Genomic DNA, 15,464 nt, shown 5'->3' with positions numbered 1-15,464 from the left:
CCGTTAAGCATCCATTTTACATCCATTCTCCAACAGCTTCGCTTTCGGTTTCATCTCCGAGATGTAGAGGCCTAAAAGCGTAAGGGCGCCTCCTAGAAGAGCGATCCATGTCATGTTTTCATGCAGGATCAGGACGGAGGCGGCGATTGTGATAACCGGGACCATGTATATATACGCACTGGATTTGACGGCTCCGAGCACGCCAACTGAATAATTCCAAGTGGCGAAGCACAGGGCAGAAGCGCCAATCCCTAAGAAAAGCATGTTGAGTATATTTGAAGCAGATGAAAATCGGCTTAGGTCAAAATGGAAGTCGAACAAAAATAAAGCGGGAACCATAAACAATAAGCCGTACAAAAATACTCTCTGTGTCAACTCGATGATGTGGTATTCGTAAGCGCTTAATTTTTTCATGAATATCGAGTATCCGCCAAACACGAGAGCAGCCCCGGCTGCCATGATGTCTCCGAGCGGATTTAGACGCAGTACCACATTGCCGTTAAACGTAATCAATAAAAGCCCGATCAGTGCCGAGACAAATCCAATCAAAAAAGTCAGACGCAGTTTTTCGCCTTCGAGCAGAAAATGGGCCAAAACCGCAGTGATCATCGGTATAATGGACACGATCATGCCGACATTGGATGCGTATGTATAGGTGAGAGCTATATTTTCTAATAGAAAGTATAAGGTTACGCCAAATAAACCAGCTCCGGCAAACAACAGCTCCTGCCGCCAATTTCTGAACGGAATCATGTTGGGACGGACGAGGATAAGAGCGATAAAGCCCATCAAAAACCGATAAAATAATATTTCCATTGGAGAGAAGTCAGCCAGCAGAACTTTTGTCGAAATAAAGGTCGTCCCCCAAATCAGAATGGTCACAATGGCTGCGATATGCCCCGAAGTTTCTCTTTGTATGTTCATCTGTGAAGCTCCTTTTCAAAAATCTTCATGTATTGCTTCGGCGTCAGCCCCACCTGCCGTTTAAAAAACTTCGTCATATGACTCTGATCGCTGAATCCTGTCTGAAATGCCGCATCAATCGGCCTTACCCCTTGTTCAAGGAGTTTTTTGGCTTGATTAATCCGGATTGTTTCCATGTAGCTATTAGGGGTAATGCCTTTTTGTTTTGTAAATGAACGCAATAAATGATACTTGCTCCAGCCTGTTAATTCACTCAAATCATTGAGTGTAACATTTTCGGCATAATGCTCTTCTAAAAATTCACAAACCATTTTGACTTCGTCTGATGGTTCTGGAACGCTGCTAAGGAACGTGACATCTGAATAATGGCGGATCAGCTCTTCTAATAGATGAAGAAACAGCTCCTCTTTACGCAAAGCTTGTTTTTCCTCGGATATCAAAATATGCAATTCCTGCAGGCTGGCTGTCAGCTCATGGCGGAATAACACATGCTGGGAGAAATAAGGGAGATGCCCGGAGCCAGTAATCTCTTTCACCGCCTTCTCCATGATATCCGGCATAACATTGATACACCGATAATCAAGCGTCCGGCCGTCAATCTGTTCACAGCTATGCGTGTCACGGGGGTTAAAGAGGAGAAGATCACCTGGATTGATGATATATTCTTGATCCTGACAGGCCAGATACCGTTGCCCTTTTTCAATAAATCCAATCACATAATAATCGTGAAAGTGGTTCGGGAACTTTTGCATAATTCCCTTGAAACGGTAGGCTTCTATATGAAGGTGTGGGTCAAGCTGCAATGTGCGGGTTTCGTTTTGCATGGGATGCCTCCTGTCGGTGTGGTGGTCTTGGATTAAGTGTAGCATGATTTAGGGGGATTTCTTGTATGATGTTGCTGTTTAGGAATAGAGAAAGCAGACCGTTATTGGTCTGCTTTCTTTTCCATCAGTCATGAATAGGATTTGTGGTGCCCATCTCAACTAATGTAAACGTATACATATTGTGCTAATAGGCGGGCATCTGGATTTTTCCAACTCAACAGGGCTTTAAAATCTATGCTGACTTTCTATGTGAACGAATTCTGTCAGCGGGTAGAAGAAAACAGGAGGTCAAAAATATACTCTGATTTCACCTACGTTCGTTATAACTTAGTATTTTAAAATTAAACATCTGGTAAAGAAGTATATCGACACAAATTTTCAAGAAGGTTTATATGATGAATGATTCAAACTTGTTGTGAACGTATTATGCCACGTAGGGCATTATATTAGTTGTTCACCACATTTACCGCTAACACCAGCCATAGGCAATCCGATTAAATCTTTTAGAAAATCAGCAGGTCAATTGGGCCCTCTGCCCTTTTTATATAAAATCACTGCCGCGTTGTAGACATAATGTCATTAAGCGCCCGTGGTTCTAATACCTAGCCTTACCTGTGCTGACAGGGATAAATTTTGTCACCTTATCAATAGTCCATGAGATCACTTGTGTCAGCAATTTTAATCAATTCGGGCAATTGACTTCTAGAAAAAGCATATATTCATGATTCTACCACATAGAAAGAGAGGAACTGGAAAAGTTCCGATGTTTGATTACTGTTTTTCCTCTTCAAAGGTTTGTCGAAAGTCCGGATAACCGAGTTTTAGTTTTCATAGAGAGTGACGTAGGCTTTGAGACGCACTATCTATAAAAAGTCCTAATGAAATAGATTATGTATCAAACAAGCCCTTAAGGCTATGTCTATACCCTTTAGGTCTTTTATTTACAAAAAAATAAACTTTTGGATTATTTTTAGAGTTTTCAGCCAGAATAAGGTTACAAATATTAGAGATGAAAGAATTTTTTACAATTAAAATAGGTATATAGGGATAAATCTAAAAACAAATGAAAGGATGAAAGTAGGTTTCTTTTAACAAAAATTCCTTGTTTTTTATATCGAATGTTTTTGAGGACAATTAATTAAAATATGGAACACAAGTTCGATTTTTTCTAGGAAAAGAAAGGTGATTGCATATGTATACACTTCAAGAAATTAGTAAACCTAAAAGAAAAAAACTAGTGAAAAATATTGAGAAGCACTTAAAGAACTACAATAATTACAAAGTTGCCATCCTTAATCTAAGTAAACAGCTTGAATTCATAGCTACAAATGATAATATGGAAATCTTTAAAGAAAGCATCGATGATGACTGTGAGTTTCAGGAATCGGTGGATAAACTTGCCGGTGAGTTGCAACATATCAAACTTCTAAAAGATTCAATCGATATTTCATTATCAGAATTAACAGAACTAGAGTACAGATTTGTTCAATACCGTTATTTTAAAAATTGGACCATTGAAAAAAGTGCACTAGAGATCGGTTATAGTGATAAAGCACTGTTTGTAATACGTAATCAGGTAATGGATAAATTATTGATCAGCTTAGGGAGCGTTGTTTACATGTAAAACTTTATAGAGCTGTATAAAAGCAGATTGGTACATAAAATCTTTAAAGTTGAAGATAGAAGTATAACTAAATCAAAATACTTCTACCTTTTTCTTTAAAGTTATCAATTATTATACTTTTAAAAAGATAGCTCTTAACTGATAGCAATAGATTTTAAAAATAAAGGAGATTTGATGATGGATAAAGGGACATTTGTTAGAACGTTCGTCTTGATCATAGCACTTATAAACCAACTACTCACAATATATAACAAATCACCTCTTCCTTTAGACAATGAACAATTGGAACAATTCGTATCTATGGTATTCACCTCTGTAGCAGCAATAATAGCATGGTATAAAAACAATTATGTTACAAAAAAAGGGCACTCACAAAAACAATTATTGAAGGAGAAGAATTTAATTAAAGTCAAAAAATAATAATCATAAGACCTGTAGCTCTCCTAAATAGGGGAGCTTTTTATTTATATACGTAGAATGAGATACATAAAATATAAAATTACTTTGCACTCAATGATAGGCGCATCATCTTTGACTGAGCTTACTAAGGGAGTAAGTCTATTATCTATCTAGAGATAGGAAATTTATAAAATGAATGAGACAGGGAATTAAAAGTCAATTATAGCCCTAAAAAGCTGGTCATACTGCTTTTTTAACCTGTGCCTAAGAACCTAAGGTTGAATACTTTTTAGGTTCTTTTTTTTATTTTTATGGGATTTTTAGCTTACTTAATGAGTACTCTTAAACCTCATTCTAGATTTAAGATAATTATGTACTCTTCCTCATGGGGATTAAAAAAAAAAATGGAGGTTTATTATGGCAACAACATATTCTACAACTACTTATACTGTTAAATCTGGAGACAATTTAGGAAGTATCGCTCAACGATTTGGAATGACATTGTCAGAGATCCAATCACTGAATAACATTAGCAACCCAGATAAAATTCAAGTCGGTCAAGTATTGAAAGTTTACGCTAGTGGCAATGATTCTGGCAGTGGGGGTTCCACACGAAAAACGACCACTTATACTGTTAAATCTGGCGACAATTTAGGAAGTATCGCCCAACGATTTGGAATGACGTTGTCAGAGATCCAATCACTGAATAACATTAGCAACCCAGATAAAATTCAAGTCGGTCAAGTATTGAAAGTTTACGCTAGTGGCAATGATTCTGGCAGTGGGGGTTCCACACGAAAAACGACCACTTATACTGTTAAATCTGGCGACAATTTAGGAAGTATCGCCCAACGATTTGGAATGACGTTGTCAGAGATCCAATCACTGAATAACATTAGCAACCCAGATAAAATTCAAGTCGGCCAAGTATTGAAAGTTTACGCTAGTGGCAATGATTCTGGCAGTGATGGTTCCACACGAAAAACGACCACTTATACTGTTAAATCTGGCGACAATTTAGGAAGTATCGCCCAACGATTTGGAATGACATTGTCAGAGATCCAATCACTGAATAACATTAGCAACCCAGATAAAATTCAAGTCGGCCAAGTATTGAAAGTTTACGCTAGTGGCAATGATTCTGGCAGTGATGGTTCCACACGAAAAACGACCACTTATACTGTTAAATCTGGAGATAATTTAGGAAGTATCGCCCAACGATTTGGAATGACATTGTCAGAGATCCAATCACTGAATAACATTAGCAACCCAGATAAAATTCAAGTCGGCCAAGTATTGAAAGTTTACGCTAGTGGCAATGATTCTGGCAGTGATGGTTCCACACGAAAAACGACCACTTATACTGTTAAATCTGGCGACAATTTAGGAAGTATCGCCCAACGATTTGGAATGACATTGTCAGAGATCCAATCACTGAATAACATTAGCAACCCAGATAAAATTCAAGTCGGCCAAGTATTGAAAGTTTATGATAATGGTAGTAACGATGATACAAAAGATGACAACTCGACTCCAGATAAAGGAGATGGTGGTTCATCTGTAACTTATGTAACCGAGAGTCAGTTAAATCAAATTGGATGGTCAAGCTCTTATATTTCAAAAGCTATGTTGCAAGATTTGAATAATTGTTTAGAAAGATACAACATTACAACTAGATCTAGACTTTGTCATTTTATTAGTCAATGTAGTCATGAATCCGGAGCTGGACGATGGAGAAAAGAATTAGCATCAGGGAGAGCGTACGAGGGACGCGCAGATCTAGGCAATACTCAACCAGGTGATGGTCCAAAATTTAAAGGAGCAGGTTATATTCAATTAACAGGTCGTTATAACTACACACGTTTTTCCAATGCAATTGGTGATTCTAAAATTATAAGTCTAGGTGTTGATTATGTAGCTAATAATTATCCATGGACTAGTGCGGGATTTTGGTGGCATTCAAACAATATGAATGCACTATGTGACACTAATCCATCAGTTGAGGCAGTAACACGAAGGGTCAATGGCGGTTATAATGGATTAGAAGATCGTAGAATGTATTATAATAGATGTATTAAAGTATTCTAATTGATAGTGGAAATAGTATTTATCAGAGGGGCGGTTCAATGTATTGATGAACTGCCCCTTCTATTGAAAAATGTTTGGTATTTTCGTTTCAATAATTAGCGATGAATGATTAATGAATAACCATTATATCAATGAGTCGCTTAATTTTCTTATCGTCGCCTGTATCAACGTACACTTTTTTTGTATTTTTCTTAATGTCCTCAGTCTCTTTCTTCATTATCCCTTTATCTAAATTATCAGCGGAGTCCCAGCGTAAAGGAACATTGTATACATTAATCGTGCCATTCCCATTGCCGCTGTAAGTTACTGATCCATCCACTAACCGAGAACCTGCCAACTGGATCACATCTTCTGGATAGCTGGCACTGGAGTCATCATTAGGATTGATCGGTTCGCCGGCTGAAATATGGCGAACATTCAATTCATCTATATCTTGATTTGGCCCAAGCTGCAGCCAAACTCGGGCATATTCGATTTTATCGGATGAATATTCTCCCAGTACATTGTCATTTTCGCCTTTCCCCTCATTTCTTTCTTCTATTGAAGATGTTTCTTTTGAATGATCATCCGTTGCAGAACCTTTTGAAGAATTTTCCTCTGAATCCTTTGTTGCAGAATCTTTTGAGGAATTTTCCTTTGAATCTTTTGTTGCAGAATCTTTTGAGGAATTTTCCTCTGAATCCTTTGTTGCAGATTCTTTTGAATTTGGCTCCGATTCTTCCTTGCCTATTTGATTGCTATCTTTAGTCTCATCGTTATTTTCTTCAGAATGTAAAGCAGAATCATTATCTGAAGGATTTTTTGATTCTTCTTTCTTATTGCCCGAACATGCAGCAAGCAATAACACGAGCAGTAGCAGGGCAACATTACAATAAAATAGCTTTCTAAGTTTCTTCATTATTTTATTCCTCTCCTTCAATCAACAACATACCATACAGGGAAAATATGTCAAGATTCTATGAACCTTAAAGAGTGTACTTTGAAGTTCAACTCTAGGACGATTATTAATACTAATACTTAGATTGATTCCTCTAAGATCGCCCAAAGTAACAGTAAATTGCTGAGTTTGTTGGCTTCAATGGCCTCTGTCTGGTACACCCTGTGGCATTTCGCTAGAACTCCCTATTAGTATGGTAACATGGTGAATTTAGGAAAGGAGCGAAAACTGAAAAAATACAAAAAAACGGTTCTTTTTTACTGATTCTTTTTAATTATTTTACTCATGGGCAGGAGAAGCTGCTGAAGTCAGCTTCGGCGTGAATTCTCGTCAGCTTCTTGTACCAGTTTTATGGTTTTTCGCGTTTTGCCAGACTAAATGCATTAGCTAAGTTCATTAATGTTTCGGTTGGGTTTGCGGGATTGATTGATGACGCTATTTGTTCCGTGCTTCCTGTTAGTCGGTTTGCTTTCAAGGAGAGACAGGGCTGGCTCCGGTTTGGAATGAGAAACTTGGCTGTTTCATTTATTCGTGCTTTTTAATGCCGGCGCGAATTATTTGGGTGTGTATCTTCATTTAGTTTTCCCATTCATGCATGACGTTAAATCAATGCTGGGTCGGTTGGTTAATAAAGGAGATGATATCAAGTGCGTGAGAAAGATTCAAAATGTCGACATCATATTGTCCAAATGTGTTTAGAGAATTGTTAGCCTGAATTGGCGCATCGCTTGTCAGATTAGCTGCGCAGTTCTGCCAGTAGACGGCGTTTTTCTTTTTGATAGTGAATTTGGAGGTGCAAGAAGCGGAAAGGAACTGGTGATGCTTGGAACAAGACTTCGGGGCTGGCATTTTGCAGGAGTGGATATGTCAGAGTGAATGCTAGATGAGTGTGAAAAAAATGATGTGCTGGAGAATCAAGCGGCTTTGATAGAAGAAGATATCACTCAACATTTATTTGATAGTGTGTTTTCGCGTGCGACATGTATGCTTGTGCTGCATTTTTTGCATGACTCTGAATGTCAAACGTGAATTTTTGAGATGTATAACACATCAGCTGGAAAACGGAGATCTTCTGTGCTGGCTTCCATTTATGGGGAGTCCATTTGTTTTCGTTTTAATGGCAGAGGGAAAGTAAGATCTTCTTATTTTGGTTTCTTTAATAAAAATTTATTTTTCAAATATTTCAGTTATAATGGTTTGGAACAGATAGGAGGGGCAAAGATGTATCAATCAAAGAAGGTTTTATTGTTAGGTTCAGGTGAATTAGGTAAAGAGGTAGTGATTGAAGCCCAGCGTCTTGGGGTACAGACGGTGGCAGTTGACAGTTACGAGCATGCTCCGGCAATGCAGGTCGCGCATAACAGTTATGTCGTTGATATGCTGGACCCAGAGCAGATCAGAACCATTATTGAGAAAGAAAAGCCGGATTTGATTGTGCCTGAGGTGGAGGCGATCGCGACGGATGAATTGCTGAAGCTTGAAGAGGAAGGATTTCACGTCATCCCGAATGCCCGTGCGGCCAAGCTGACGATGGATCGGGAAGGCATCAGACGGCTTGCGGCGGAAACGCTTGGACTTGCGACGGCTGGCTATGAATTTGCGAATACATATGATGAATTTATACAAGCGGCAGCACAGATCGGTTTTCCTTGTGTCGTTAAACCATTGATGAGTTCTTCTGGAAAAGGCCAAAGTATCTGCCGCTCTGAAGCGGATTTAGAGAGCTGCTGGGAGACGGCGATGGAAGGCGGACGGGTGAAAAACGGCCGCGTGATCGTTGAGGAGTTTATCCCATTCGAATCAGAAATCACACTCTTAACCGTACGTGCGGTTAACGGTACGGCATTTTGCGAGCCGATCGGTCATGTGCAAAAGGACGGGGATTATATCGAATCATGGCAGCCGCATGATATGACAGAGCAGCAAATAGAAGAAGCGAAGCATATTGCGAAAACGATCACGGATGAGCTTGGGGGATACGGCCTGTTTGGTGTTGAGCTGTTTCTTGCGAAAGATAGGGTATATTTCAGTGAGGTATCTCCCCGTCCGCATGATACGGGTCTTGTCACGCTGGTAACGCAAAATTTGTCAGAATTTGCACTGCATGTCCGGGCGATTCTCGGCTTTCCGATTACAGAAATCACACAGCTTTCTCCTGGCGCCAGCAGGCCCCTCAAAGCGCCGAAAGAATTAGCGGATTACACTGTTGAAGGATTGGAAAATGCACTGGCAGTCCCAAAGACTCAAGTGCGCGTCTTTGGAAAGCCGATAACGAAAACCGGACGTCGGATGGCAGTTGCGCTTTCTGCTGCTGATTCAGTTGAAACGGCAAGAGAGAATGCAAAGAAAGCGTTGGACCAGCTAACGATAAAATAGAGTTTGAGCAGGCCTTGTCATCGTACAAGGCCTGTTTTTTTCTTCCTCCGTAAAAGTTTTATCATAAGAATCAGAAACCTGATTATAATGTAAAAGTCTTCCATCAATACGGGCGGTTGACACTAAAGGAGGGAGATGACAAAATGAAATTAGTTCCAAGATTCAGAAAACAATGGTTCGCTTACTTAACGGTTTTGTGTTTGGCTTTGGCAGCAGCGGTTTCTTTTGGCGTACCGGCAAAAGCGGCAGAGAACCCGCAAACTTCTGTATCGAATACCGGTAAAGAAGGTGATGCTACGAAAAACCAAACGTCAAAAGCAGAACAGGTTTCTGCCCCTTATGAGGGAATCGGAAAAACAAGTAAATCGTTATACGGCGGCCAAACGGAACTGGAGAAAAACATTCAAACTTTACAGCCTTCGAGCATTATCGGAACTGATGAACGCACCAGAATCTCCAGCACGACATCTTTTCCATATAGAGCAACCGTTCAACTGTCAATCAAGTATCCCAACACTTCAAGCACTTATGGATGTACCGGATTTTTAATCAATCCAAATACAGTCGTCACGGCTGGACATTGTGTGTACAGCCAGGATCATGGATGGGCTTCGACGATAACCGCCGCGCCGGGCCGCAATGGCTCGTCATATCCGTACGGTACTTATTCAGGCACGATGTTTTACTCCGTCAAAGGATGGACGGAAAGCAAAGACACCAATTATGATTACGGAGCTATTAAATTAAACGGTTCTCCTGGAAACACGGTTGGCTGGTACGGCTACCGGACTACAAACAGCAGCAGTCCCGTGGGCCTTTCCTCGTCAGTGACAGGATTCCCGTGTGACAAAACCTTTGGCACGATGTGGTCTGATACAAAGCCGATTCGCTCCGCTGAAACGTATAAGCTGACCTATACAACCGATACGTACGGCTGCCAAAGCGGCTCGCCTGTTTATCGAAACTACAGTGATACAGGGCAGACAGCTATTGCCATTCACACGAACGGAGGATCGTCATATAACTTGGGAACAAGGGTGACGAACGATGTATTCAACAATATTCAATATTGGGCAAATCAATAAATACAGCAAACTAGCCATATTCATGTCTATTTTGTTTTTATGCGGGTGCAGTTCGCAGACGCATTCTTCTCAAAAAGAAACGACTATTCCTGTCACTCTTCATGTGGAGGATGCTAAGGGGCTGCCGGTCGAAGGGGTTCAAGTGACGATTGTCAAAGCGCCCTCTTCAGATGAGGAGCCGAGTACAGAGATTGGTGAGATACTCGGTAAAACAGACAAAAACGGAGATATCAAATGGGATACTGGCAGAAAAGGCGATTACTCAGTCGCATTGACGAAGGGTGAAACATCAGTAACCCATCAGATCTCGTTAACAGAGGATATGAAAGATCATGCCATTCCATTAGTCTTCAAAGAATAGCAGTTTCCTTGATTTTAAGGGAACTGCCTTTTTTATTTATTGCAGGAAACCAAACTATATACTGGAAATTTATTATGTGAGATAATAAGAAATAGGTATTTTTTCTTACGAGACAAAAGGGGCGTTATCCTTTATATCAATCATACCCGGAGGAAAAAGAAGAAGATGATACAAGATTCAATGCAGTTTGCCGCGGTTGAAAGTGGTCTGCGCTTTTACCAGGCATATGATCAAAGCCTTTCTTTGTGGCCGATTGAGTCGGAAGCATTCTATGTTTCTACTCGTTTTGGAAAAACACATATCATTGCAAGTGGGCCAAAGGACGCACCTTCGCTCATTTTGCTTCACGGAGGCCTTTTCAGCTCTGCGATGTGGTATCCGAATATCGCAGCGTGGAGCAGTCAATTTCGTACATATGCGGTCGATATAATAGGAGACAAAAATAAAAGTATACCATCATCAGCCATGGAAACGAGAGCTGATTTTGCAGAATGGATGAAAGATGTCTTTGATTCTCTTGGACTTGAGACGGCACACCTGGCCGGCCTTTCGCTTGGCGGGTCCCATATCGTGAATTTCTTACTCCGCGCGCCTGAAAGAGTAGAGCGGGCGGTTGTTATGAGTCCCGCTGAAGCGTTTATTTCATTTCATCCGGATGTCTATAAATACGTTGCAGAGCTTACAGGGGCAAGAGGAGCTGAATCATATATCAAGTGGATCACAGGCAACAGTTATGATCTGCATCCTTTACTGCAAAGACAAATTGTGGCGGGCGTGGAATGGCAGGATGAACTAAGGAGCCTGAAGCCGACAGAAAACGGCTTTCCGTACGTGTTCACAGACCAGGAATTGAAATCGATACAAGTCCCGGTACTGCTGATGTTCGGTGAGCACGAGGTCATGTACCATCAGCAAATGGCCTTTGAGCGGGCTTCGGTATTGGTGCCGGGAATTCAGGCTGAAATCGTAAAGAACGCCGGACATCTGTTATCTCTGGAGCAGCCAGAGTACGTCAATCAACGCGTCTTGTCCTTTTTATGCGGGGGGATAAAATAGTAAGGAACATGAAAAGATTGGCATTCATTTTTCAAAAGGTAACAAATGTTGTATAATAATAGAATTTGAATGCTGCTTTTTTTGGGAGCATTCTATGTTATCATGCTTATTGGAGAAAAATTTTTCCTGTAACGCTATTCGATCACTATCGTCAAATAATATAGATGGTTTTACAATTGGAGGTTTGATTACACTGTGAATTACATCCCCTGTATGATTACGATAGGAAACTTCATTTGCGGATTGCTGGCGATTCATTCCTTGCTATATCACAACATTCATTCAGCAGTGCTTTTTATTTTTACAGGCATGTTCCTTGATTTCTTTGACGGGATGGCTGCTCGTAAGCTGAATGCCGTTTCTGATATGGGGAGAGAACTGGATTCGTTTGCCGATCTGGTTACGTTTGGGGTGGCTCCTTCTATGCTTGCTTACAGTGTCGCGTTGTATACCCTGCCATTTATCGGGATCTTATGCGCATTGACGTACAGCATTTGCGGAATGCTTCGCCTCTCTAAATTTAACATTGAACAAAGCAAGCTCCCGACGTTTATCGGTATGCCGATTCCGTTTGCGGGCATGTGTCTCGTTATTTTAAGCTTCACCTATAACCCGATCCTTCTGGCAATCGGCACTTGCGGACTCTCATATTTGATGGTGAGTAAAATAAAATTCCCTCATTTTAAAAAACATGCGGCAGAAAACCTGGAGTCTGGGAGATGGAATTAGTTCAGCAGCTCATAGCGGATTACGGTTATCTCGCTATTTTTTTGATGTTGGTATTAGGGATTGTAGGATTGCCGATTCCAGATGAAGTAATGATGACCGTTGTTGGCTATTTCACGCATACCGATGTGTTGAATTATGAGCTTTCGATATTGATTAGTTTTGTCGGGGCTTTGTTAGGTATGCTGATCAGCTACATGATTGGCAGAAAAGCCGGACGCCCGTTTATCGACAAGTACGGCAAGTGGGTCGGCTTAAAAGAAAAAAGAATGATGAAAGTGGAAAAATGGATGAAGAAATACGGTCCATATTCTCTTATTTTAGGTTATTTTATTCCCGGCGTCAGACATGTGACGTGCTACTTTTCGGGGATCGGCAAAATGGATCTGAAAACGTATGTTGCGTTTGCGGCAATCGGCGCCTTTTTATGGTGCTTTGTTTTTATTACAATCGGAAGGGTTATAGGGATTATTCATGTTTAATACGGCTGTAAAGATTCTGTATCGATCATTGATAGAGCTGACGAATCATCGTCTGTCATCCTATCTGATTAAAGGATTTTGCGAGTCAAAAATCAGCAAACCGGTCATTCCGCTTTTCTCAAAACATTTTCGGCTGAATTGGGATGATGTGGACGGTACGGCTGCTGATTACGGATCGCTGTCTGAATTGTTTATTCGACAAATAAATCTGGAGCGGCGCCCTGTGTCAAAAGAGGCGCATGCGGTGGTCAGCCCTGTTGACGGTGTGGTTCAGACGGTAGGAATCATCAACCCGAATCAAACCTTTACGGTGAAGGGAAAAGATTACTCATTCGCTGAACTGACCGGCTGTAAAAGCGCAGACCATCAATACAACGGCGGATACTTCGTCGTGCTGTATTTAAGCCCGAGGCATTATCACCGTTTCCATTCTCCGATTAGCTGCAGGTATCAAAAGCTGGCCGAGCTCGGAAATCGCTCATACCCGGTAAATCAATTAGGCTTAAAATACGGGAAAGATGTGCTGTCGAAAAATTACCGATTTGTGTACGAGCTGAATAGTGGCAGCCGAAATGTCCTGATGATTCCTGTCGGCGCGATGAATATTAATTCTATCGTGCAGACGAATACCCGTACTGAATTGGAGATCGGCGAAGAGCTGGGATACTTTTCATTTGGCTCAACCGTCATTTTGATTTTTGAAAAAGACGCGTTCCAGCCGTCCGCCCATTTAGCAGAAGGCCAAGAAGTTCAAGTCGGAGAACTGATAGGTTATGAAGAGTAAAAAGAGGAGCTTGCATAAACGCAGCGCCTCTTTTTTTGAAGAAAGGTGAGACTTATGGAGAAACAAATCATCAGCTGGATTACAGATTATCAGAACACCGGAGATGAAGCCGTCCTGCGGCAAGTGCGAGAAGTGTGCTGGCCGATCATTGAAGCGGTTTTGCAAGAGAAGGCAATAGATGATGAACAAGCGAACAATTTGCGCGAAAAAGGAATCGAGCGGTTTCCATTCATCATCAGCAAATACCAAGCGGATGTGCAGCTTCCGGTTGAGACATTTTTACGAAATACGTATCGGTTTTACTTTCATCAGGTGATGAGAGAATCCAGCTAAAGCTTCTTTCAACAGAGAAGCTTTTTTTGTTGGTGAAAAAAGGAATCTTTTTCTATATCTATCTCGTAATGACTAGAGAACCTAGCAGAAAAGGAGAGATAGAATTGAAACGAATGATAGTGAGAATGACTCTGCCGCTGCTGATTGTCTGTCTGGCGTTTTCTTCTTTTTCAGTCTCGGCACGTGCTGCTTCTGAAGAAAAATATTGGGATTCATGGATTGAACGACATGCACAGCCACTGGATGCTTCCAATGCTTCAAACAAAGACCTTCGATTTCTAAAGAAGGTGCTGAAAGGGAAACGAATCGTTCAGTTAGGGGAAACGACACATGGCGCTGGTGAAATCAACGCCACAAAGGTCAGAATGATCAAATATCTCCACGAAGAGCTGGGATACGATGTATTGGCATTTGAGTCTGGCTTTCCTGATACAAATGCATCCTACCTTAATATGGACCAATTAACCCCTAAAAGCACGATGAAAAACTCCATTTACGCTGTATGGCACACAGAAGATGTCGTTGAATTGTTTGATTACATGAAAGAGCAAAAAGAGAAAGGCGATCCGCTGATCCTTACCGGTTTTGATATTCAAAGCATGAAGAATTCATTCAATGATGCTGCGACTCATTGGGTAAAAGCGGTGGACCCTGAGAAAGCAGAGTTGCTCTCCCAATCAGAAAATGATTTTTCAACATTAGTGACAGACAGCAATACGTTTGATGAATTTTCGCAAAAGAAGGAAAAGCTTGTGAAAAACTATCAGAAGCTGATCAAGTTCACTAAAACACATGCTTCAGAGCTAAAAGAAAACCTTCCAAAAGAGCCGAAAGCTTATGAGATGTTTATGCATTCTCTTCAGCTGAGAATTGACGTAATGGAAACATATATGCTGGAAGAAATGAAAGAAAAACTAGAGGAGTATCCGGAGAATATTGAGGATTTTTCATTCTTTATGAGAGACCGCATGATGGCTGAACAATTTCAGTGGGTAGCCGACACCCTTTATCCGAAAAAGAAAATCATTGTCTGGGGCCACAATTACCATCTACGCAAACAGAATACGAAGATGATAAAGGACTGGGTACAGCTAAACGGCCCTAACATGGGTGATTATTTGCCGGAGCGGCTGAAAAAACAAACATATACGATTGGCATTTATGCTTACTCAGGTGCGAGTCTTGATAGCTCCGATAATAAGACTGTTAAGCCGGTTACAAGCCCGCCGCCGTCTGGGAGCCTTGAAGCTTTGCTGAAAGCGGCGGACCGACCGGCTGTTTTTGTTGATTTTCTCCATACAAAAAACAAGAAAGGCACTTCGTGGATGTATACCCCGCGGACTGCGCTCTATTGGGGGTACATGGAAGAGCAGATGATCCTGAAGGAACAATATGACGGTGTCATTTGGCTGGAGCATATCACGCCCTCTGTCATTATCAAGTGAGCGGTGTCCCCTGTGGTAAA

At 41.1% G+C, this 15,464-nt stretch carries 15 protein-coding genes; 12 read left to right on the top strand and 3 right to left on the bottom strand.

The features are described 5' to 3' along the window. Positions 1-3 precede the first annotated feature (3 nt). Both PUN35_RS13580 and PUN35_RS13575 read right to left on the bottom strand, forming a co-directional pair. On the bottom strand, positions 4-924 hold the full coding sequence (locus PUN35_RS13580) for a DMT family transporter (RefSeq protein ID WP_031600098.1): 921 nt from the start codon (positions 922-924) through the stop codon (positions 4-6). Further along, positions 921-1,748, bottom strand: coding sequence for an AraC family ligand binding domain-containing protein (locus tag PUN35_RS13575; RefSeq protein WP_003246321.1), 828 nt, complete (start codon positions 1,746-1,748; stop codon positions 921-923). Before PUN35_RS13575 ends, PUN35_RS13580 begins: the two co-directional genes overlap by 4 nt. A 1,192-nt stretch (positions 1,749-2,940) precedes the next feature. Between PUN35_RS13575 and PUN35_RS13570 the strand changes: the two genes are divergently transcribed. From PUN35_RS13570 to PUN35_RS13560, 3 genes are all read left to right on the top strand, one after another. Continuing rightward, positions 2,941-3,372, top strand: a complete 432-nt coding sequence (locus PUN35_RS13570) for a hypothetical protein (RefSeq protein ID WP_014478681.1) — start codon at positions 2,941-2,943, stop codon at positions 3,370-3,372. Between the two features lie 174 nt (positions 3,373-3,546). Further along, complete coding sequence (locus PUN35_RS13565; protein WP_072592573.1) at positions 3,547-3,792, top strand: phage holin; 246 nt, start codon at positions 3,547-3,549, stop codon at positions 3,790-3,792. 396 nt (positions 3,793-4,188) lie between these two features. After that, positions 4,189-5,859, top strand: coding sequence for a LysM peptidoglycan-binding domain-containing protein (locus PUN35_RS13560; RefSeq protein ID WP_031600099.1), 1,671 nt, complete (start codon positions 4,189-4,191; stop codon positions 5,857-5,859). 109 nt (positions 5,860-5,968) lie between these two features. On the opposite strand, the gene PUN35_RS13555 is transcribed toward PUN35_RS13560, so the two are convergent. Beyond that, positions 5,969-6,757 carry a hypothetical protein gene (locus tag PUN35_RS13555; protein ID WP_014478684.1) on the bottom strand — a complete coding sequence of 263 codons (789 nt, stop codon included), beginning with the start codon at positions 6,755-6,757 and terminating at the stop codon, positions 5,969-5,971. A gap of 1,260 nt (positions 6,758-8,017) precedes the next feature. Here PUN35_RS13555 and purT point away from each other — a divergent pair. The 9 genes from purT to PUN35_RS13510 all read left to right on the top strand — a co-directional run bounded on the left by purT (position 8,018) and on the right by PUN35_RS13510 (position 15,444). Further along, positions 8,018-9,172, top strand: a complete 1,155-nt coding sequence (purT, locus tag PUN35_RS13550) for a phosphoribosylglycinamide formyltransferase 2 (protein ID WP_014478687.1) — start codon at positions 8,018-8,020, stop codon at positions 9,170-9,172. Positions 9,173-9,315: 143 nt separating this feature from the next. Further along, complete coding sequence (mpr, locus tag PUN35_RS13545; RefSeq protein ID WP_014478688.1) at positions 9,316-10,257, top strand: extracellular metalloprotease Mpr; 942 nt, start codon at positions 9,316-9,318, stop codon at positions 10,255-10,257. Beyond that, positions 10,220-10,618: a YbfJ family protein gene (locus tag PUN35_RS13540; RefSeq protein WP_014478689.1), complete on the top strand. Its 399-nt coding sequence runs from the start codon at positions 10,220-10,222 to the stop codon at positions 10,616-10,618. The genes mpr and PUN35_RS13540 overlap by 38 nt, the downstream gene beginning before the upstream one ends. A gap of 165 nt (positions 10,619-10,783) precedes the next feature. Then, on the top strand, positions 10,784-11,674 hold the full coding sequence (gene cesB, locus PUN35_RS13535) for an enantioselective carboxylesterase CesB (protein WP_014478690.1): 891 nt from the start codon (positions 10,784-10,786) through the stop codon (positions 11,672-11,674). Positions 11,675-11,869: 195 nt separating this feature from the next. Then, the gene (pssA, locus tag PUN35_RS13530) at positions 11,870-12,403 is read left to right on the top strand and encodes a CDP-diacylglycerol--serine O-phosphatidyltransferase (RefSeq protein WP_009966430.1); all 534 of its coding nucleotides are present in this window, start codon (positions 11,870-11,872) and stop codon (positions 12,401-12,403) included. Further along, positions 12,394-12,882: a DedA family protein gene (locus PUN35_RS13525; protein WP_003234861.1), complete on the top strand. Its 489-nt coding sequence runs from the start codon at positions 12,394-12,396 to the stop codon at positions 12,880-12,882. The genes pssA and PUN35_RS13525 overlap by 10 nt, the downstream gene beginning before the upstream one ends. Continuing rightward, complete coding sequence (locus tag PUN35_RS13520; protein WP_014478691.1) at positions 12,875-13,666, top strand: phosphatidylserine decarboxylase; 792 nt, start codon at positions 12,875-12,877, stop codon at positions 13,664-13,666. Before PUN35_RS13525 ends, PUN35_RS13520 begins: the two co-directional genes overlap by 8 nt. Positions 13,667-13,720: 54 nt before the next feature. Then, entirely contained in the window at positions 13,721-13,999 is a 279-nt protein-coding gene (locus tag PUN35_RS13515) for a hypothetical protein (protein WP_014478692.1), read from the top strand. A gap of 104 nt (positions 14,000-14,103) precedes the next feature. Then, positions 14,104-15,444 carry an erythromycin esterase family protein gene (locus tag PUN35_RS13510; RefSeq protein ID WP_014478693.1) on the top strand — a complete coding sequence of 447 codons (1,341 nt, stop codon included), beginning with the start codon at positions 14,104-14,106 and terminating at the stop codon, positions 15,442-15,444. The last annotated feature ends 20 nt before the right edge of the window (positions 15,445-15,464 follow it).

This window comes from Bacillus sp. N3378-2at (assembly GCF_033412715.1).
Lineage (GTDB): Bacteria > Bacillota > Bacilli > Bacillales > Bacillaceae > Bacillus > Bacillus subtilis.
The sequence above is the reverse complement of the archived record's forward strand: the minus strand, read 5'-3'. Positions and strand labels throughout refer to the sequence as shown.